A 19,274-nucleotide genomic window follows, 5' to 3' on the forward strand; every position below is an offset into this window, starting at 1 on the left:
AAGCCGTGCGCTGCCCTCTTCGCCTTCGGTAATTTCGGCGGGCGGACTACGCGCGATGTTGCGCGCGGGCCTTGTGAAGTGGCTCATAGGCGACACGGCCCGGATAATCGATCATTCCTGAGTATTTTCCAGCGGGTTCCCCGTATTTGTCCGGCTTCGGGTTAATGGCAATTTTTCTACAATCCGAATCGCCAAATGGGGGTGGACGCTGGATTGAGTCGGCCAGGCCAGCGTGTTGTTTGCGTGTCACAGGCTCTGGCACTCCGCTTGCATCCTCTTCGTGGTCAGAAACAACCAACGAGGTGATAGGAATGTTCGTGACCGTCGTTGCCGTGCTTTGCCGGCTGGGCGCAGCCAGCTCAGGCAGTTGCGTCGAGGAAATCGTGACCGACAGCAACATGACACCCGAAATTTCGCTGATGCAGTGCGCGATCGGCGCACAAGCGCCTCTCGCGAAGTGGATGGGTGAGCATCCGATCTATCACGCGAACTGGCGCCTCGAGCGCTACAAATGCGTGCCGGGTCACTATGAGATCAAGGGCCACGCCTAAGGCCCCGCAAAACCACTGGTACCGAGACCACGGATACCAGAACGTTCAATCCAAGAGGAAACGCCCGGGGGCCGCTTATTCCCTCCGCGCGGACACAGCGCCAGACCGATCACGGCAGGCGCTCTGTGACAATGATCACGCCCTCCCTCTAAGCCACTTCACGCAAGATGATCGCGCGTGCCCGCCGTCCTTCCGGCGTCGGCATCAGCGCGAAGTTGTGCGGTTGCTCGCGCAATAGATGCAGCTCGACCGGCACGCCCACCGCCCTCGCCCTTGCGGCAAGATCGACGCTGTCGGGATAGAGAAGATCGCGGGTGCCCGAAAAGATCGTCATCGGTGCGAGCGCGTGGAAGCCGCCGTTGAGCGGGCTGACGAAGGGATGGCCGACCTCAAGCTCGCCGGCATAGAGCCGCGCCGCCTCGACGATGCCCGGAATATCCTGGATCGGATCGCGCGCCGCGATCGCAACCTGCTCCGGACGGCCGACCGAGGCATCGGCCGCGGGCGAGATCAGCAGCAACCGGCTCGGCTGCCGATGACCGCGATCGCGCAGCCATTGGCAGGCGGCGAGCGCAAGCCCAGCGCCGGCCGAATTGCCGACGACCGTCACTTTTGCATCGCCAGCGTCTTCCAGCAGCATGCGCAGCAGCTCGGCCGTCGCCGGCACGACGTCCTTGGCGGTCGCCCGCGGCGCCAGCGGGTAGATCGGCACGACGCAGCAGATTCGCGCCTTGCGCGTCATCTCACCGATGAAGCGCCAATGCGCCGGCGCGATCTCGTTGATGTAGCCGCCGCCATGCAGGAACATGACGTAGTTGCAGCCCTCGTGGCCTGACGCCGGCTCGGTGTAGTAGACCGGCCAGCCGCCCATCTTGGTCAGCGTCACCTCGACGTTGCCGACCCCGATCGGCTCGTGAGAGGCCGGCGCCAGCGCCAGCTTCTGCACACGCGCCAGCACCGCCTCGGCGGATGCGAGCTGCTGCTTGTAGGGAAGCTGCCGCAGCAGCAGGTTGAAGGCCCGGCTTTGCAGGCTTGGTGCTGGATCGCGCGGCGCCCGCGCGCCGAATACGCAGCCGCCCGGACAGAATTGGAAGGCCGATACAAGTCTCGCAACGCTCATCGCCACATCCCCATGTTTCGACCCGGCGACGAAGAGGGTTGCCGACCCGCCGCCATTGGTCGATATAATGCGAGCATTCACTCGCTTTTCCTACTCGCATTCAGATCACAAGTCCGTGGCCCGCAAACCGTCCACAACACCCCGGAAAAATGCCTCGCAGGAGCGATCCCGTGCCACCGTCGACGCGCTGGTCGAGGCAACTGCTCGCATTCTGGTCAAGGAAGGCTTCGAGAAGGCCAGTACCAACCGCATCGCCGAGATCGCCGGCGTCAGCGTCGGCTCGCTCTACCAATATTTTCCCAGCAAGGAGGCCCTCGTCGCCGCCGTGATCGATCGCCACAATGATGCGATCATGAATGTCGTCCGCGCCGCCTTCGCGGAGGTCGCCGACCTGCCGATCGAGATGGCCGTGCACCGCCTCGTCACCGTCGCGATCGAGGCCCACCACATCGACCCGAACCTGCATCGCGTCCTCGCCGAGCAGATCCCCCGCTCCGGTCACCTCGCGGAAGTCGAAGCCTACAGCCACGAAATCCACGCCCTCGTGCGCACCTATCTCGAACGCCACCGCAAGGAGATGCGCAAGATCGATCCCGCGCTCGCAGCATTCATGTGCGTGAGCGCGATCGAAGCCATCGCGCACAACACGGTGCTGAACGGAGAGATGCTGTCGGAGAAGATGGTGAAGGTGCTGGTGGACGAGACGACGCGGATGGTGGTGGGGTATTTGAGGTAGCGGAGCCTGAGATTACGGAAATCGGTGACAGCGCGCCCATTTGGATGAGGCAGCGTCCTGCGCCCTGAGAGGCGCCAGAATGCAGTCCAGCACTGTCACCGTAATGTCCGAACACGACGGATCGAGGAAGCGCCCACTTCGCCAGGCCCGATGACACAAAGCGCACGCGTTTGTTCGGGACCAAGTTACCATGCATAGTACCGGGGCTCTCGGCGGGCCGCTTGACTCAGGTCAATATCCCGCTGGCCTCAGCGCGCCAACATCTCGTATGGGTGTTGTATGCCTGCCATCTAGCGTGAGCGATCCCGGCGGAGTGCCGGGGCGCGGACATCGATCGTGAATCGTGACACGACGGAAAGCAGAATGAAGCTCGCGCTTGCGCTGCCACCACCGCAACGTGATTTGCGTCTCGACCTGTTTCGCGGCCTCGCCAACTGGGCGATGTTTCTCGGCCATGTGCCCGGCACAGTGCTGGTGTGGTGTTCGTTCCGAAATTATGGATTCAGCGACGGGGCCGACCTGTTCGTGTTCATCTCCGGCTACACCTCGGCGCTCGTTTATACCCGAAAAATGGAGCGAGGCTTTGTGTTCGGAACGAGCAGGCTCTTCAGGCGCGTATGGCAAATCTACACCGCCCATATCGTGCTATTCATGATCTACCTGGCTTTCATCCATTTCCTGTCGGAGAGGTTCAACGCGCCTGATCTGATCGATCTGTTCAACGCCGGACCGGTCACTAGCGCGCCGATCGAGATGATGACGCAGGGGCTTTTGCTGCGATACAAGCCTCTGAATTTGGACGTGCTGCCGCTGTACGTCGTCTTGATGGGCCTGTTTCCTCCGATCCTCTGGTTGATGTTGAGATTTCCCGACGCCGCCATGATCGGGTCGGTGCTGTTATATCTGGCTGCGCGGCAATTCCATTGGAACCTGCCTTCCTATCCGTCGGGAAGCTGGTACTTCAATCCGCTGGCGTGGCAGCTTCTGTTTGTTACGGGCGCATGGCTCGCGTTGACCGGTGCGGGGCGTCTGCATTTCTTGCTGCGGTCCAGGTTCGTGCTGGTTGTTGCGGTTGCCTATTTGATTTTTGCGGCGATCATGACGTTAGCTGCTCACCAGCCTCAGCTCCGGGCCTTGTTTGCGCCTGCCTTGTTCGAGCTTTTCAATCCCAACGACAAGACCAATCTGGCGCCCTACCGCTATCTTCATTTGATGGTGCTGATTATCCTTGGTGCCCGGTTCATACCGATCGATGCGCGCGGGCTACAAGCCACCATCTTGCGACCCCTGGTAAAGTGCGGCCAGCAGTCCCTCGAAGTGTTCTGTGTGGGCATTCTCCTGGCCTTCATCGGGTACTTCATCCTGCAGTTGGCAGGGAACGGCATCCTCGCTCAACTGCTCGTCGGAGCTGCGGGAATCGCGATCATGACGGCGGTTGCCTACTACAGATCCTGGTCAAAGCGAGTAGAGAAACCTTCACATGAGAGTCCGGTGGATGGAAAGAGGGCGCCGGAAAGCACCGGCCCCCTCGAGCATCTTGTAGTGCGCGCCGCCGGAACGGTGCCGCAGGTCGCTTGCGGGACGGGTACGCAGCAGCAGCCGTTAAGGGAAGTTTGACAACCGCGCCGGCCGTCAAGATCGCGATCGAGGCCCATTCCATCGACCCGAATCTGCACCGCGTCCTCGCCGAGCAGATCCCCCGCTCCGGCCACCTCGCCGAGGTCGAGGCCTACAGCCACGAAATCCACGCCCTCGTGCGCGCCTATCTCGAACGTCACCGGAAGGAGATGCGCAAGCTCGACCCCGCGCTCGCAGCGTTCATGTGCGTGAGCACGATCGAAGCCATCGCGCACAACACGGCGCTGAACGCAGCCGAGATGCTGTCGGAGAAAATGGTGAAGGTGCTGGTGGACGAGACGACAAGGATGGTGGTGGGGTATTTGAGCTGGGTGGGCGACAAGCCAGGGCACTTGCGATCTAGCTCCGCACGATGCTTCTTGAGCTTCGCATCTGGCCTGATGACGATCGCACTGCTCGCGTCCAAAGCTGATCGTATTTGCGCCACTCATCCTCCGCCGGGACGCGACCGCGTCAGTCGTCGCGCGCTAACTCGCCTCGCTAATTTAAATATTTAAATATATTTAATTTTGACAAATTAAATCATTATTATGCTCCGCGATGTCGGTATGTCATCACCGTTTTGCGCGTCTTGAGGAACGCGACCTCTGAGCTTGCATTGTCGGCTTGATCTTCAATCGTTCACGAGGTCGACAATGCATCTTCTCGTCAGAATGGCGGCGATTGCGACAGTCCCTGCTTGGATCGGATTGAACGCGAACGGCGCTGCAGCACAGGATTTCCATGACCGGTGGTCCATCATTCCGAAGGCTCAGGCAGAGCCGGCGCCTGCTGGACCCGAACAGCCGAAGAAGGATCAGATTGAGGCGCCACCTCCAACCGCACAAGAGCCATCGGCTGATCGCTCTGGCATGCGATCTTTCAATCGAGTCTTTTCGGGAAAGGCCTCCTATTATTCATATTCCAAAGGCAAGACAGCGAGCGGTTCGACATTCAATCGGAATCACCTCACGGCGGCGCATCGCAGCCTGCCGTTCGGCACCAAGGTCCGCGTGACCCATGGAGGAAGCAGCGTCATCGTCACCATCAACGACAGAGGCCCGTTCATTCGTGGCCGCGTCCTCGATCTCTCGCTCGCTGCCGCGCGCAGCTTGGGGATTACGAATCGCGGCGTAGCTCAGGTTCGTGCCGAGGTGTTGTAGCGGATGACCTTTGAAGGGCGGTGATATTGTAAACCCGACGCGCTTGTGGATATGACCCCTCAAGTACTCGCCGCGGAGATGGAGCGGACGCGGGTGGGCGAAACCACGCGGATGGCGGGTAGTTGAGGTAGGTGGCGCAACCTCAGCGAATGTGCCCTTTGGGAAGCCTGCGGAAACCTCCAGGATAACAAGTAGTCTATCGCCGATGCTGCGCAACGCCGACATGTCGGCGGGCAGACCAAGGCCGTCAGGCTTCCTTCTTTTTCACGCTGATATTGCCGTCGCCCTCGATATAGGCCTCTATCACGTCCGCGGGGCTCGCTATGCCCTCCTCGCGAAGTTTGCTCATCAACTCATCCATCGTCACCAGCTCCTGCCGCATGTGGCGCCGGAGGACCTGCCCGTCTTTGATGAGGAGGAGCGGCGCCGGGTGAGCAAGCCGCTCCACGAAAGGCACGTGATACCCGATCCAGTCGATGGCAAGATTCCAGAAAATGATGGTGGCAACGAGCACGATACCTTCTGTGATCGAGTGGTATTCACCCGCCATGCCATTCTGCGCCGCGTCCGCCAGCAGCACGACGAGAAGCAGATCGGGGATGCTGAGCCCGCCGGTTTGTCGCTTCAAAACGAAGCGCATCAGGGTGAAGACGCCAAGGTACATGATGGTGCCCCGCACGACCATTTCCATGATGGAATGCGTCGGGACGAAGATCTCGTTCCACGATAGCTGAAACATGTGTTGCCCTCGCACCTAAATGGAAGCGTCCTGATACCACGTATCGATGGTCCGCCATGAGGCGGCTGATCGTAGCGTCTTCTGGAAGGCTGAACCGTACTGGCGTGATGGCACGGAGATGGTTGCGGACGCTGTTGGGCGAGACGACGCGGGTATTTGAGGTCGGTGGGCCCTTAGGGCACGATCTGCTCAAAAGGTCAAAAATGATAGTTCACGCCGACTCGGGCGACGTGGAAATCTGCCCGGCCGAAATTTGCGGTGTATCTGGACAAGTTCGGACCGATGCCCGTTGCGAGTGCGTTGGCCGTCACTGACGATTTGCCGAGGTCAACGTAGAGATATTCGGCCCTGAAGCTCCAACCAGGCGCAAAGCGCCATTCACCGCCTCCGCCGACCGTCCAGCCAGTCTGAATGCGGGAATTGTTCCCCGTGAAGCAAGTCGATCCGATCGTACAGCTGAATGAAGTGCCGGCGACGGAGACACTCAAAGCGCCCCCCGGTCCGTTCACGATGTAGTCGTCAAATGTCGCTACTCGACCAAAAGCAAAGCCGCCGGTCCCATACAGAAGAACGCTAGGCGTGACCAGCGCCCCCAGACGACCACGAACGCTCCCCCACCAGTCAATCTTTTGCTCAGCCGAGATGGTCTGTGTGAAGGCTGGGGGTAGAATCGGCGTTGTTTCACGACCGCCGCCGCGCAAGCTGGATCCGCTCAAGTCAGCTTCTACGCCGACTAACCACTTGCTATCGAGTTGCCAATTGTAGCCGGCTTGCAAGCCTCCCGTTACACCACTCATCGAAAAATCGTGAGGGCTGGGAGCAACCTGCCCCGCAAAGGGAGGCAGAATCGGAACTCCAGGATTGAAGATGAAAGCGGAGGCCGCGTCACTCGTAAAATTGACGGACCGGTCTGCCCATGCGCCGCCAACGTTGCCGCCAGCATAAAATCCCGTCCAGCTTGGGCTGGAGTCAGCCGTGCGCGCTTTCGTGAAAATTGCAGGGCTTTGGTCAGCAGCTTCCGCCCCCGAAGCGACACTCGCCAAGACTGCTACAGCAGCCAGTGCTCTTCTCACGGGACGCCCCTCCGCGATTCCAAAGTGCCCAAATTCTTAAATCATGTTGACGCTGGATGCTGTGACGCGAGGGCAACACCTGCGGAACGTTGCAAAATCAACCGCAAACGGCCGGCCCGCGGTCAACCGACGGCCCGGAAAGGAATTCCGTTCTTGAGGAATTTGGTCGGAGCGAGAGGATTTGAACCTCCGACCCCTAGTCTCCCAGCCTAACGTACAACTTATACTTGCATTAACCTCTCTCTTCAATAAAGCTTGAAGTAGTGCCAGTAGATTTGCGACGTCAATACTTACAAAGCTTAGACGTAGCCATCCGGTCATCCGTTTGCTTGGCACGTCCAGACTAGGGGTCAAAACGCCGCTGGGTATCATTTTGGAGCTACATAGCGGGCGCTGATGCAATCAGATCAGTCAGGATTCCAGTAAGCGCGTTGTACGCCTCTGTTGATCGCAAGCGCATTTCAATCGCGATGCGGCGCTTCAATTTCAAGAGGTCACCCTTGATGTACTTGTCGCGCCTCATATCTTCCAGCAGCCGCTTGCCGTCACACTGATCGCGCCACTTGTCATCCCATCGCGCAGCCAATTCGGCGACTTTTGCATCAAATCTCTTCCGATATTCAACTTCAAATTCACCCGGCTTGAACCCACTGAGCTTTGACACAATAAGCCCGATTTGAGAGAGCAACGCTGGGGCGGCGTTCCCGGCATCGCGATCCAACTGCTTCATGTCAAAGCAAATTGATTCCAACTCAAATTGCTTGAACACCTCCCGAGCAGCAACACTGTTAAGTTGCTCCATCGCTAACGCCTTCATCTTTTGCGTTGTTTCGGTGACATTTTGTAGTGGACTGTCCGCGAACTCTTTTTCTCTGCTCAAATCGGTAATAATCTCGGGCTCAAGCAAGTAGTTTTCCAAACAGAAACGCTTCAGTTGTCGGAGCCGAACATGCGTGCTGTCCGTCAATGAAGTCGGCTGGCGGTCATGATCAAATAAGAAATAGTGAAGTCCGATCTCAACGCCGTTCCGCTCGGCAGTCTGTAGCTCGCGAATATCGCTTTCTAGAACACCTCGACCACCAAGCTGCTTGACCTTCAGTCGGCGCACAATTGCATCGAAACCAGCCTGTAGGATTTCGATGTCATGAATTCCTTCGACGGACAGCGTGCCCCGATAAAGCAGAGCCTCGCTCTCGGAGCTTCCTAGGCGACGCAACGCGTCGCGAATCTCACCTTGGTCCTGCTGGCGAACCTTCGCGAGTGAAGTCCCGCTGCGCAGATGAAACAACGCACATTCATTTCGTTCAAAGGCACCCGCGAGTATTTCGGCGGAATGGGAGCAGACGATAGCTTGCATATTGTTCTTGATTGCAAATTCATCAACGTAAAACTGGAGCAGGTCGCGGCACACCGCCGGATTTAGGTGCAATTCGGGCTCGTCCAACAGCACAAGCCCATTTTTTTCTATGTTTCGCGATATCAACAGCGACGTTAGGATGAGCCCTTTCTCGCCGCTACTCAGACCGTCAATATCGAACGACTCGTTTGTTTCGGTATCCCGTATGGGTATCGAGAGCATCCCGATGTTGTTCACTCCAATCTCTCCGAGTGAGCGACCTTTTAGTACACGCTGAAAAATCAGATCGAATTGTTTTGCAAGTTCATCTCGTCCCGATGCGCGGCCAATAATTGTATTGAAGATCATGTTCTTCAATCGATTGTACTTCAGTTGCGGCTGCGAATTATAGGATTCAAGTTGCTGGCTCGTATCAGCCAACCCTAGTTGGACGGGCTGCTCTCCAATCGGCATCGCTCTGTCGGCCGGAAAGTAGGAGAACATTGCTTTCGTGGGATCGAGTTGCTGCTCCAGCGTCGTATACATAAGCTGGCGCACAGGAAACTCGCCGTTGATGGAAGGGGTCGCATGATGGATTGTAAGGTTCAGATCAATACTACTGCTGCCCTTCAGTCTCGTGAGTTCCTCGGTGAGAGCCCTCTGTGCAGCTTGCAATCCTTGCTGCCCCATTGGCGAATTCAAAAAATTCATTGCCTGTGCAGCGTCTGCAAAACGCTGGCCCATGCTCTGGAGTGCAAAGTTCGGAATCATACTAGGAAGAAGAGCTTCGAGGAGACTAATCTCTTCGGGCTCCGCTCTAAAAGAACATTTGACCACGGTTGGACGACTTGGGTCATTTGTAATGGCGGAAGGCAGCAGCCGCTGCGGCATATGCGGAGACAATAGACCCAACTGGAATAACGTTTGTTGGCTCTCGTTTTGAATCCTAGGAGCGAGCAGGCCCTTTGCTAGTCGTATTGCTTCGAGAATGGTGGTCTTTCCAATTGCGTTGGGTCCGATAATGACGTTGACGAGAGCCGTGAATTCTACGTCGATATTCTCCAGTGCTCGAAAATTGCTTATCTGCAATCGCCGCAAGTGCATTCCAATCCTCCACCCTGCTCGGACGTGTACGTTAGCTACGGCCGATCTTCGCTCATCTAGTCCTCTAGCGGAAGTTGAAAGTTATGGGAATGCCGAACGTGCTTCGGTGGCGGGACGGTTGACGAATGCACTGCGAGGCTGGCGGCCTTCTATCGCGGACGCCGCTTCGGCGGCCGCTTCAAAAATTCATCCGGTTCGGCGCCCAGGGTTTGCGCGAGCTTTCCGATTATCTTGATGCTCACGAAGAACGAGCCCTTCTCAAGTTGGCTCAAATAGCTCCGGCTAATTCCAGCCTCGTACGCGAGATCGTCTTGCGATAGCCCCTTAGCGCTACGCAAGCGGCGCAGATTCGTGGCGAACGTATCCCGCAGGTCCATGCGGAAAACGTTGCCTGTTGTTCGATATATTACACCTCGATATACTGAACAATCTGTTCGAGGAGAGGTGCCGATGGCGAATGCGCCGAAAGCCCGAAGTCTGAAAACCCTGGCGGGGCGTCCGCTAGGCCGAGGTGGATTGCGCAGGATGCTAGACGTGGACGAGGTGCTTGCCGTCATTCCGGTAAGCCGAACGACCCTGTTCAGGATGGAGAGGGACCGCTTATTTCCACCCAGCTACAGCATCAGCGCTAACCGCCGTGCGTGGTATGCGGATGAAGTGTTGGCGTGGCAAAAAGCCTTGCCGGTCAACGACCGGATAAGCCGAAGAACCGCGAAAATCGAAATCGGCGTGGCAAACGGTGTCAACTCGGCATGCTGCAACGCAACATCCGGCCCCCGCGCGGTCGCAAAGGGCAGGTCACGAGATGCCAAATCGTTTCACCTGCAAAAGGCTGTGAAACGTAAAAAAGTAGTGCTTGAGTAGGGCTGGAGTAGGGACAGCTAGCGTCAGAAACCGTGGTATTATTGTAAGACGATAGGCAAGCTTTTGATTTTCTTCTTGTATTTTGGTCGGAGCGAGAGGATTTGAACCTCCGACCCCTAGTCTCCCAGACTAGTGCGCTAACCGGGCTGCGCCACGCTCCGAATGCCGTTCCATTAGCTAGGATCGCCGCTTTGCGCAAGGCGAGGCCGCAGCATTTTGGTGTATCCGCCCAAGCGGGGCCGGAACTGCCCCGCAAAGCCGGGGACCGCCCTAGCCCTCCTTCAGGGCCTGATCCAGCATCTCGCGACAGGCGACGAGGTCGCCGAGGACCCGCTCCAGCCGCTCGCGGTCGAGCGCGCTGGGGCCGGCGGGCACGGCGGCGCCGCCTTTGCGGAAGGTGGTGAGGATCTCCTCGTCGTCGACCTCGGTGAAGCGGAAGTCGATGCCTTCCTCTTCATCGCCCTGATAGTCGTCATCGTCGGTGTCGGTGATGCCCTTGATGGGGGCCTCGTCCTCGGGCTCCATCAGGCTGGCGCCGATCGCGTCCTCGATGGCGCCAAAGGAGACCGCGGCCGCGCTGTCGGCGAGGCCCTGCACCGATTTGACGCCGTGCTCTTTCAGGATCCGCTGCACCCCGCGGATGGTATAGCCTTCGCCGTAGAGCAGCCGGCGGATGCCTTTGAGCAGGTCGACGTCGTCAGGGCGATAATAGCGGCGGCCGCCGCTGCGCTTCATCGGCTTGATCTGGGAGAAGCGGGTCTCCCAGAACCGCAGCACGTGCTGCGGAATGTCGAGTTCCTGCGCTACTTCGCTGATGGTTCGGAACGCATCCGGCGCCTTGTCCAAAGGCCAGTCCTTTCCGAAAGGCGGTTACGCCTCTTCTTGAGCCTGGGTGGCGTCACCGTTGGTACGGTGCTGGGCGTTGATCCGCTGCTTCAGGATCGCCGACGGCTTGAACACCATGACGCGGCGCGGCGAGATCGGCACCTCGGTGCCGGTCTTCGGGTTGCGGCCGATGCGCTGGCCCTTCTTGCGCACCATGAAGGAGCCGAACGAGGACAATTTCACCGTCTCGCCCTTCTCCAGGCAGTCGGTGATCTCCTTCAGCACGAGTTCCACGAAGGCAGACGATTCCGTGCGCGATAGGCCCACCTTCTGGTAGACGGCTTCGCACAGATCGACACGCGTTACGGTTTTGCTGGTCTCGCTCATCGCCCTGCCCCACCTCACGGCGAACAATTCTTGTCTGAAATTATGAGCTTACGATACGGCGGTCAACACCGCACATCAATGCACACGTCGCGATAATCGGCGCGGATTCCGGCAAAATTTTATCGGTGTGGCTTACCAGCGCACCAGCGCGGAGCCCCAGGTGAAGCCGCCACCCATGGCCTCCAGCAGGACCATGTCGCCCTTCTTGATGCGGCCGTCCTTGCGCGCCACCGAGAGCGCCAGCGGGATCGAGGCCGCCGAGGTGTTGCCGTGACGGTCCACCGTCAGCACCACCTTCTCCGGCGCGATGTGCAGCTTGTGCGCGGAAGCGTCGATGATTCGCTTGTTGGCCTGGTGCGGCACGAACCAGTCGATGCCGTCGGCATCGAGCCCGGTCGCCTTGAAAGCATCGACGATCACGTCGGTGATCATACCGACCGCGTGCTTGAAGACCTCGCGGCCCTCCATGCGCAGATGGCCGACGGTCTGGGTCGAGGACGGCCCGCCGTCGACGAACAGCTTTGCCTTGTGGCGGCCGTCGGAGCGCAGATGCGTGGTCACGATGCCGCGGTCGGTCGCGGCATTGCCGGGCTGCTCCTGCGCCTCCAGCACCACGGCGCCGGCGCCGTCGCCGAACAGCACGCAGGTGCCGCGATCGTTCCAGTCGAGGATGCGCGAGAAGGTCTCCGCGCCGATCACCAGCGCGCGCTTGTAGGCCCCGGTGCGCAGGAAATTGTCGGCGGTGGCGAGCGCGAACACGAAGCCCGAGCACACTGCCTGCAGATCGAAGGCCGCGCCATGATTGATGCCGAGGCCGTGCTGCACGGCGACGGCGGTCGCGGGGAAGGTGTTGTCGGGCGTCGAGGTCGCCAGCACGATCAGCTCGATCGATTGCGCGTCAACGCCGGCATCGCGGAGCGCCGCCTGTGCCGCCTTGATGGCGAGGTGCGAGGTGAACTCGCCCTCGGCCGCGATGTGCCGCTCGCGAATGCCGGTGCGCTGCACGATCCACTCGTCGGAGGTATCGATGCGCGCCGCCAATTGGGCGTTGGTCACCACCTGCTCCGGCAAGTAAGAGCCGCAGCCGAGCACGACCGAACGAATCTGAGTCACGAAACATCCTCCGGCGCGGGCTGCACGAATTTGAGTGCACCACCCTCGCGGTTGAGCATCTGATTGATCTTGTTCAGGAGATCGTAGTGAGCCATCTCATAGCCAACATCGATCGCATAGGCAAAGCCTTCGGCGTTGGTTCCGCCGTGGCTCTTGACCACCACCCCGTTTAGTCCCAGCAGCACGCCACCATTGGACTTGTTGGGGTCCATTTTGTCGCGCAGGGCCTGGAAGGCGCTGCGCGCGAAGAGGTAGCCGAGCTTGGACATCCAGCTCCGCTGCATCTCGTGACGAAGCAATTCCGCCATCTGCCGTGCGGTTCCCTCGGCCGCCTTCAGCGCGATGTTGCCGCTGAAGCCTTCGGTGACGATCACGTCGGCGAGCCCCTTGCCAATGCCGTCGCCCTCGACGAAACCGATATAGTCGAGCTCCGGCAGGTTCCGCGCCCGCAGGATCTCGCTGGCCTCGCGGATCTCCTCGTGGCCTTTGATCTCCTCGGCGCCGATATTGAGCAGCCCGACCGTGGGCCGGGTTTTGTTGAACAGCACGCTCGCCTTGGCCGCGCCCATCACCGCCATCGACACCAGATGGTGGGCATCGCCGCCGAGGGTGGCGCCGAGGTCGAGCACGACGGACTCCCCGCGCAGGGTCGGCCAGATCGCCGAGATCGCCGGCCGGTCGATGCCCGGCAGGGTGCGCAGATGGAAGCGCGCCATCGCCATCAGCGCGCCGGTGTTGCCGGCGGAGATCGCGACGTCCGCCTCGCCCTTCTTGACCGCGTCGATCGCGAGCCACATCGAGGAGGTCTTGCGGCCGCGCCGCAGCGCCTGGCTCGGCTTGTCCTTCATGCTGACGGCGACGTCGGTATGGATGATCTTGGAGGCGGCCTTCAGCTTCGGGTGCTGGTCGAGCTCGGGCTCGATCCTGGCGCGGTCGCCGACCAGCAGGAACTCGGTGTCGCGATGCCGGCCAAGCGAGATGGCGGCGCCCGGAATGACCACGGCGGGGCCGACATCGCCCCCCATGGCGTCCAGCGCGATGCGAACCTTGCTTGGCATGTAAGTCCTGGAAACCTGGTCTGGTGCGGTCTTGGGATCAGCGGGGCCGCAAAATGGGTTCGCCACCGGTACGGCGGCCGGCCAAGCGCCACGCCGCACCCGGACCGGGGCGCGACAATAGCGTTTTGTACCCCCGAAACAACCTCTTGCCCCCAGCCTTTTGCATTCGGGGCAATCCGGCCGCCGGGCGCGGATTTCGCGAGAAATCCATTGAAATCAGAGAGATAAACAGCTGTCTCAAACCATCAGGGCAAATGGCTCGCGTCCCCTGGCAAGGCAGCCGCGAGCCAAAATGCCCCTCATTGGCCCTTCTTCTTGTCCTGCAATGCCTTCAGCACGGCGAAGGGATGGTCGTCGGGGTCGGGAGCGGTGACCTCCGCCTCGAACACGGCCCCCTCCTTGCGTGGATAGGGATCGATCGCCAGGAACAGGACGTCGGTGGCGAGCCGGCCGAGGTCGATGATGCCGCCCGTGATCGGCTCGGGCGGGTCGGCAACCTCGGGCGGCGCCTCGTCGTCCTGCCCCTCCTCGATCAGATCGGCCAGGCGGCGCGCCTCGGCCTCGGGGGCGAACATCAGGTCCACCTCCTCCTCGATCTCGCTCTCGATCGGATCCAGCGTGACGACGCAGGTCTGGCCGATCCGGCCTCGAACCAGGCCCGTGACCTGGACCCGCCCGCCGCTTTTCGGCACGACATCGAAGCTGGCATGGGCGGACAGGATCTCGCGCAAGCCCGCGACCTCCGCCATCGCCTGCCGCTCGGCCACTGAGGCCTCGAGCTCGCGATGCAACCCGCCGTCCGGGATTTGCGCAACGATAACGGGCGCCCGCCAGGGATCGCGCTCGGTATCTGGTCGGCTCATGGCGTGACATCCTGTGACAGCGCCCGGGGAAACTTGAAGGACGCGCGCAGCAGCGCGGCGTCGTCGGTCCGGCCAAGATCGGCCTCGCTGGCCCTCGCATAGGCCGCGAGCCGCTCCGCCTGGTCGAAGCCGGTCCCATTCAAGATATTCTTGCAGATCGCCGCTGCCAGCGCCTCGCCGCCGGCTTCCATCGCCTGGTCGTAGGCCTGGACGCGGCCGTAGAATGCCTCGCCGAAGGCCCGCATCCGCTTCGGCACGGTCTGGTCGCCCACCCCCATCTCGCGCAGATTGTCGTCCATGTCCTCACAGAAGCGGTCGAACAGCGCCTGCGACAGCTCCGCGGCGCCCTGAACCGCGCGCAGACGGCGCAGCAGCAGCCAGAGATGCAGCAGCAACAGGTCGAAACGCCCGTTAACCGTATCGGGCACACCCAAGACCCGGTAAAACAGGGGTTCTCGCGCCTGCGTCACGATCATGCCATAGATGGCCTCAATGGTGCCAGGCGGGGTTCGCCGGGGTTTCCTGAAGTGATTGAACGGCCAAAGCATTGTGGTTTCCGCAAGCGGGCGCGCGCGAGTTGCATTCAGACGCCCAGCCCGGTACTTCAGCGCCTCGCGCGACGCAAGGGGACGGAATCAGTTCCGCTATGACGACAACGAACCAGATCAGCCTGCGCGCGGACATGCGGCGCGGCCTTCATGCCTGTTGGCGCGGCCTGCGCATGCTCGCGGCCACCGCCGTGATCGGCGTGGCCCTTGCAGCTTGCACCGGCGAGCAGTTCCAGAAAGGCTACATCCTGCCGCCCGGCGCGCTCGAGCAGATTCCGATCGGCGCGAGCCAGGATCAGGTGCTGATCGTGATGGGCACGCCTTCGACGGTCGCGACCCTCGACGGTGAAGTGTTCTACTACATCTCGCAGCGCTCGGAGCGCCCGGTCGCCTTCATGAACCAGAAGGTGGTCGATCAGCGTGTCATCGCAGTCTATTTCGACAAGACCCGGCGCGTGCGCCGGCTTGCGAATTACGGTCTCCAGGACGGCAAGATCTTCGACTTCATCAGCCGCACCACGCCGACGTCGGGTCAGGAGATGAGCTACCTCACCCCGCTGTTCAAGCTGCTCAGCTTCAACTGAGGCCGTCGAAGGATTCGATCGAAGCGGCTTGTCGCTTCGCGTCGAAAATGCGCGTCGAACGAGGCTCCTGAAGCCGCTTAATTCCATCGCAAGGTATATGGGCTTACGCCTGCGTCGTCGTGCCGCTCTCTGCGCGGCACTTGTCGTCGCGCGCGACTTGCGGTCGCACGTGCCGTTCCCTACGGTTCCCGCAAAGCAAAAAGCAGGAGTGGATTCGTGCATAAGCCTTTGTTGTCCCGCCGTCGTGTGCTCGCCGGTGCTGCCGGCCTTTCGGCCGCAGCGATTCTACCGCGATCGAGCCTTGCCGACTGGAAGCCCACTGAAAACGTTCGTCTCATCGTGCCGGCCGCGGCCGGCGGCTCGACGGACGTGATGGGCCGCCTCCTGGCCGCGCATCTGCAAACCGCCTGGGGTCAGTCGACTGTGGTGGAAAACCGCTCCGGCGGCGGCGGCACGATCGGCACCGCCGAGGCCGTGCGCGCCAAGCCGGATGGTCACACCATCCTGGTCGGCAACCCCGGCCCGAACGCGATCGCCTACAGCATCTTCAAGAACCTCAGCTACAAGCCGGACCAGCTTCAGCCGGTCTCGAACATGATCCGGATTCCGAACATCGTCTCGGCGCATCCGAAGACCGGCATCAAAACGATTCCCGAGCTGATCGCGTATCTGAAGGCCAATCCGGACAAGCTCAGCTACGCCTCCTCCGGCGTCGGCCAGAGCCCCCACCTCACCGGCGCCTGGTTTCTCCAGCTCACCGGCCTGAAGATGACGCACATCCCGTTCCGCGGCGCCGGCCCCGCGCTCCAGGCCGCCCTTGCCGGCGACATCCAGATCCTGTTCGACAATCTCTATCCGACCCTGCCTCAGGTGCAGAGCGGCACGCTCAACGGTCTCTGCGTCACCACGCCCGAGCGCAGCGACCTCGCCAAAGACCTGCCGACCATGCGCGAGAGCGCGCCGGAGCTGGCGAATTTCGACGTGTCCTCCTGGTTCGCGGTCTTCCTGCCGAAGGGCGCTTCGCCCGAGGTGCTGGGCGCGCTCAATCTCCAGGTCAAGGCGATGCTGGAGCGCGAGGACGTCAAGAAGCAGATCGCCGCCATGGGCGCCCGCGCCGACTACGGCACGCCCGAGCAGTTCGCCGCCTTCGTGGACGCCGAGACGAAGAAGTTCGCCGGCATCATCCAGAAGGAAGGCCTGCAGATGGACGTGCAGTAGGTCTCTCTCACGTCATTGCGAGAGAAGCGAAGCAATCCAGGCTGTCTCTGCGGAACGATGCTGGATTGCTTCGTCGCAAGAGCTCCTCGCAATGACGTCGGGAGAGCGTCGGATCGCCAAATCAAAAACCCCGCGGCTCACGCCGCGGGGTTTTCTCTTGTCGCGTCAGCGCCGCTCAGTGCGCCAGGATCGCCAGCAGCAGCAGGGCCACGATATTGGTGATCTTGATCATCGGGTTCACCGCAGGTCCCGCCGTGTCCTTGTAGGGATCGCCGACGGTATCGCCGGTCACCGCGGACTTGTGGGCATCAGAGCCCTTGCCGCCGAAATGACCGTCCTCGATGTACTTCTTGGCGTTGTCCCAGGCGCCGCCGCCCGAGGTCATCGAGATCGCGACGAACAGGCCCGTCACGATCACGCCGAGCAGCATGGCGCCGACGGCCGAGAACGCCGCCGACTTGCCCGCCGCGCCGCCGCCCGCGATCGCATAGATCAGGAAGTAGACGACGATCGGCGACAGCACCGGCAGCAGCGAGGGGATGATCATCTCCTTGATTGCCGCGCGCGTGAGCAAGTCGACCGCCTTGCCGTAATCAGGCTTGTCGGTACCCTGCATGATGCCCGGCTTCTCGCGGAATTGGCGACGGACCTCCTCGACGATCGCACCGGCCGCACGGCCGACCGCGGTCATGCCCATCGCGCCGAACAGGTACGGCAACAGACCGCCGAACAGCAAGCCCACCACGACGTAGGGATTGTTCAGTGAGAAGTCCGGATTGACGCCGGCGAAGTAGGGATGCTGGGCGGAGCGGGCCACGAAGAACTTGAGGTCCTCGTTGTAGGCCGCGAACAGCACCAGGGCGCCGAGACCAGCGGAGCCGATCGCGTAGCCTTTGGTGACCGCCTTGGTGGTGTTGCCGACCGCGTCGAGCGCGTCGGTCGACTTGCGCACCTCCTTCGGCAGTCCCGCCATTTCGGCAATGCCGCCGGCATTGTCGGTGACGGGGCCGAAGGCGTCGAGGGCGACGATCATGCCGGCCAGAGCCAGCATGGTGGCGGTCGCGATCGCGATGCCGAACAGCCCGGCGAGGCTGTAGGTGACCAGGATGCCGGCGATGATGACGATCGCAGGCAACGCGGTCGCTTCCATCGAGATGGCGAGGCCCTGGATCACGTTGGTGCCGTGGCCGGTGACCGAGGACTGGGCGATCGACTTCACCGGACGATAGTCGGTCCCGGTGTAGTATTCGGTGATCCAGATGATCAGGGCGGTGACGATGAGACCGACCACGCCGCACTCGAACAGCGCCAGGCCGGTGTAGTTGACGCCCTCGAGCTTGCCGAAGCCGATCAGGTAGTAGATCACCAGGGCGATGCCGATCAGCGACAGGATGCCCGTTGCGATCAGGCCCTTGTAGAGCGCGCCCATGATCGACTGGCTCGGCCCGAGCTTGACGAAGAAGGTGCCGATGATCGAGGTGATGATGCAGATGCCGCCGATCGCGAGCGGCAGCGTCATCATGTTGGCGAGGATCGGCGTCTTGGCGAAGAAGATCGCCGCCAGGACCATGGTGGCGACCGCGGTCACCGCATAGGTCTCGAACAGGTCGGCGGCCATGCCGGCGCAGTCGCCGACGTTGTCGCCGACGTTGTCGGCGATGGTCGCAGGGTTGCGCGGGTCATCCTCGGGAATGCCGGCCTCGACCTTGCCGACGAGGTCGCCGCCGACGTCCGCACCCTTGGTGAAGATGCCGCCGCCGAGACGGGCGAAGATCGAGATCAGCGAGGCGCCGAAGCCGAGCGCCACCAGGGCGTCGACGACGACGCGGCTATCCGGCGCGAGCTTCAGCGAATGGACCAGGAAGCCGAAATAGAGCGTCACGCCGAGCAGCGCCAGACCCGCCACCAGAAGGCCGGTGATGGCGCCCGCCTTGAAGGCGAGCTCCAGGCCGCCGGCCAGCGACGTCGTCGCGGCCTGGGCGGTGCGCACATTGGCGCGGACCGAGACGTTCATGCCGATGAAGCCCGCAGCGCCGGACAGGATCGCGCCGATGGCGAAACCGATCGCGACATAGAGCCCGAGGAAATAGGCAAGAAGCACGAAGATGACGATGCCGACGATACCGATCGTGGTGTATTGCCGCCGGAGATAGGCTTGTGCGCCTTCGCGCACCGCCCCTGCGATCTCCTGCATGCGCGGCGACCCCGCATCCGCGCCCAAGACCGAAGACGTCGCCCAAATCGCGTAGGCGACGGAAAGCGCTCCGCAGAGCACTATCAACCATAATGCTGTCATGTGATGTTTGCCTCAGATCCTTGATGTACCCCCGGCGCCTTTTGTTGTCCGTCGTGCGGTGCAGCGCCTTGATTTTGAA

General features: G+C 61.2%; 20 protein-coding genes and 1 tRNA gene. 8 read left to right on the forward strand and 13 right to left on the reverse strand.

Annotated features, from left to right (window positions below; all coding sequences use genetic code 11):
- Positions 1-311: 311 nt before the first annotated feature.
- The gene (locus I6F16_RS21825; RefSeq protein WP_025036674.1) at positions 312-551 is read left to right on the forward strand and encodes a hypothetical protein; all 240 of its coding nucleotides are present in this window, start codon (positions 312-314) and stop codon (positions 549-551) included.
- A 148-nt stretch (positions 552-699) separates the two neighbouring features.
- Here I6F16_RS21825 and I6F16_RS21830 read toward each other — a convergent pair whose 3' ends face one another.
- On the reverse strand, positions 700-1,671 hold the full coding sequence (locus tag I6F16_RS21830; RefSeq protein ID WP_225113071.1) for an alpha/beta fold hydrolase: 972 nt from the start codon (positions 1,669-1,671) through the stop codon (positions 700-702).
- 115 nt (positions 1,672-1,786) lie between these two features.
- On the opposite strand from I6F16_RS21830, the gene I6F16_RS21835 reads away from it, so the two are divergent.
- The 4 genes from I6F16_RS21835 to I6F16_RS21850 all read left to right on the forward strand — a co-directional run bounded on the left by I6F16_RS21835 (position 1,787) and on the right by I6F16_RS21850 (position 5,187).
- Positions 1,787-2,407 carry a TetR/AcrR family transcriptional regulator gene (locus I6F16_RS21835; RefSeq protein ID WP_036010401.1) on the forward strand — a complete coding sequence of 207 codons (621 nt, stop codon included), beginning with the start codon at positions 1,787-1,789 and terminating at the stop codon, positions 2,405-2,407.
- Between the two features lie 363 nt (positions 2,408-2,770).
- Positions 2,771-4,024: an OpgC domain-containing protein gene (locus tag I6F16_RS21840; RefSeq protein ID WP_063822468.1), complete on the forward strand. Its 1,254-nt coding sequence runs from the start codon at positions 2,771-2,773 to the stop codon at positions 4,022-4,024.
- Positions 4,021-4,542, forward strand: a complete 522-nt coding sequence (locus tag I6F16_RS21845; RefSeq protein WP_225173986.1) for a hypothetical protein — start codon at positions 4,021-4,023, stop codon at positions 4,540-4,542. The genes I6F16_RS21840 and I6F16_RS21845 overlap by 4 nt, the downstream gene beginning before the upstream one ends.
- A 138-nt stretch (positions 4,543-4,680) precedes the next feature.
- A complete protein-coding gene (locus I6F16_RS21850) occupies positions 4,681-5,187 on the forward strand; it encodes a septal ring lytic transglycosylase RlpA family protein (protein WP_036010404.1) in 507 nt (168 codons plus the stop codon).
- Positions 5,188-5,434: 247 nt separating this feature from the next.
- On the opposite strand, the gene I6F16_RS21855 is transcribed toward I6F16_RS21850, so the two are convergent.
- The 4 genes from I6F16_RS21855 to I6F16_RS38215 form a co-directional block, all read right to left on the reverse strand.
- Positions 5,435-5,926, reverse strand: a complete 492-nt coding sequence (locus I6F16_RS21855) for a YetF domain-containing protein (RefSeq protein WP_225150112.1) — start codon at positions 5,924-5,926, stop codon at positions 5,435-5,437.
- A gap of 197 nt (positions 5,927-6,123) precedes the next feature.
- Positions 6,124-6,999 carry an outer membrane beta-barrel protein gene (locus I6F16_RS21860; protein ID WP_225173987.1) on the reverse strand — a complete coding sequence of 292 codons (876 nt, stop codon included), beginning with the start codon at positions 6,997-6,999 and terminating at the stop codon, positions 6,124-6,126.
- Positions 7,000-7,378: 379 nt separating this feature from the next.
- Positions 7,379-9,439: an AAA family ATPase gene (locus tag I6F16_RS21865; protein ID WP_225173988.1), complete on the reverse strand. Its 2,061-nt coding sequence runs from the start codon at positions 9,437-9,439 to the stop codon at positions 7,379-7,381.
- 149 nt (positions 9,440-9,588) lie between these two features.
- Positions 9,589-9,996: a helix-turn-helix transcriptional regulator gene (locus I6F16_RS38215; RefSeq protein WP_346656560.1), complete on the reverse strand. Its 408-nt coding sequence runs from the start codon at positions 9,994-9,996 to the stop codon at positions 9,589-9,591.
- Here I6F16_RS38215 and I6F16_RS21875 point away from each other — a divergent pair.
- A complete protein-coding gene (locus tag I6F16_RS21875) occupies positions 9,974-10,303 on the forward strand; it encodes an AlpA family phage regulatory protein (RefSeq protein WP_346656561.1) in 330 nt (109 codons plus the stop codon). The two genes, I6F16_RS38215 and I6F16_RS21875, sit on opposite strands and share 23 nt — an antisense overlap.
- An 83-nt stretch (positions 10,304-10,386) precedes the next feature.
- Here I6F16_RS21875 and I6F16_RS21880 read toward each other — a convergent pair.
- The 7 genes from I6F16_RS21880 to I6F16_RS21910 form a co-directional block, all read right to left on the reverse strand.
- Positions 10,387-10,464 (reverse strand) — tRNA-Pro (locus I6F16_RS21880).
- Positions 10,465-10,573: 109 nt separating this feature from the next.
- The gene (locus I6F16_RS21885; protein ID WP_057029740.1) at positions 10,574-11,149 is read right to left on the reverse strand and encodes a MerR family transcriptional regulator; all 576 of its coding nucleotides are present in this window, start codon (positions 11,147-11,149) and stop codon (positions 10,574-10,576) included.
- A 24-nt stretch (positions 11,150-11,173) separates the two neighbouring features.
- Positions 11,174-11,515 (reverse strand): integration host factor subunit alpha, encoded by a 342-nt coding sequence (locus I6F16_RS21890; protein WP_036010431.1) that lies wholly within the window; start codon positions 11,513-11,515, stop codon positions 11,174-11,176.
- 132 nt (positions 11,516-11,647) lie between these two features.
- Entirely contained in the window at positions 11,648-12,628 is a 981-nt protein-coding gene (locus tag I6F16_RS21895) for a beta-ketoacyl-ACP synthase III (protein ID WP_036010434.1), read from the reverse strand.
- Entirely contained in the window at positions 12,625-13,686 is a 1,062-nt protein-coding gene (plsX, locus tag I6F16_RS21900; protein WP_036010436.1) for a phosphate acyltransferase PlsX, read from the reverse strand. The genes I6F16_RS21895 and plsX overlap by 4 nt, the downstream gene beginning before the upstream one ends.
- A 299-nt stretch (positions 13,687-13,985) precedes the next feature.
- A complete protein-coding gene (locus I6F16_RS21905) occupies positions 13,986-14,549 on the reverse strand; it encodes a DUF177 domain-containing protein (protein WP_225113065.1) in 564 nt (187 codons plus the stop codon).
- The gene (locus tag I6F16_RS21910) at positions 14,546-15,097 is read right to left on the reverse strand and encodes a ubiquinol-cytochrome C chaperone family protein (RefSeq protein ID WP_225113064.1); all 552 of its coding nucleotides are present in this window, start codon (positions 15,095-15,097) and stop codon (positions 14,546-14,548) included. The genes I6F16_RS21905 and I6F16_RS21910 overlap by 4 nt, the downstream gene beginning before the upstream one ends.
- A 98-nt stretch (positions 15,098-15,195) precedes the next feature.
- On the opposite strand from I6F16_RS21910, the gene I6F16_RS21915 reads away from it, so the two are divergent.
- Positions 15,196-15,681, forward strand: coding sequence for an outer membrane protein assembly factor BamE (locus I6F16_RS21915; RefSeq protein ID WP_036010444.1), 486 nt, complete (start codon positions 15,196-15,198; stop codon positions 15,679-15,681).
- Between the two features lie 216 nt (positions 15,682-15,897).
- Positions 15,898-16,899, forward strand: a complete 1,002-nt coding sequence (locus I6F16_RS21920) for a tripartite tricarboxylate transporter substrate binding protein (protein WP_036010447.1) — start codon at positions 15,898-15,900, stop codon at positions 16,897-16,899.
- A 175-nt stretch (positions 16,900-17,074) separates the two neighbouring features.
- Here the strand turns inward: I6F16_RS21920 and I6F16_RS21925 are convergent, their stop codons facing one another.
- Positions 17,075-19,195, reverse strand: coding sequence for a sodium-translocating pyrophosphatase (locus I6F16_RS21925; protein WP_036010450.1), 2,121 nt, complete (start codon positions 19,193-19,195; stop codon positions 17,075-17,077).
- Positions 19,196-19,274 lie beyond the last annotated feature (79 nt).

Origin of the sequence: Bradyrhizobium sp. IC4060 (genome assembly GCF_020193715.1) — a bacterium.
In the GTDB taxonomy this organism is placed as follows: Bacteria; Pseudomonadota; Alphaproteobacteria; order Rhizobiales; family Xanthobacteraceae; genus Bradyrhizobium; species Bradyrhizobium yuanmingense.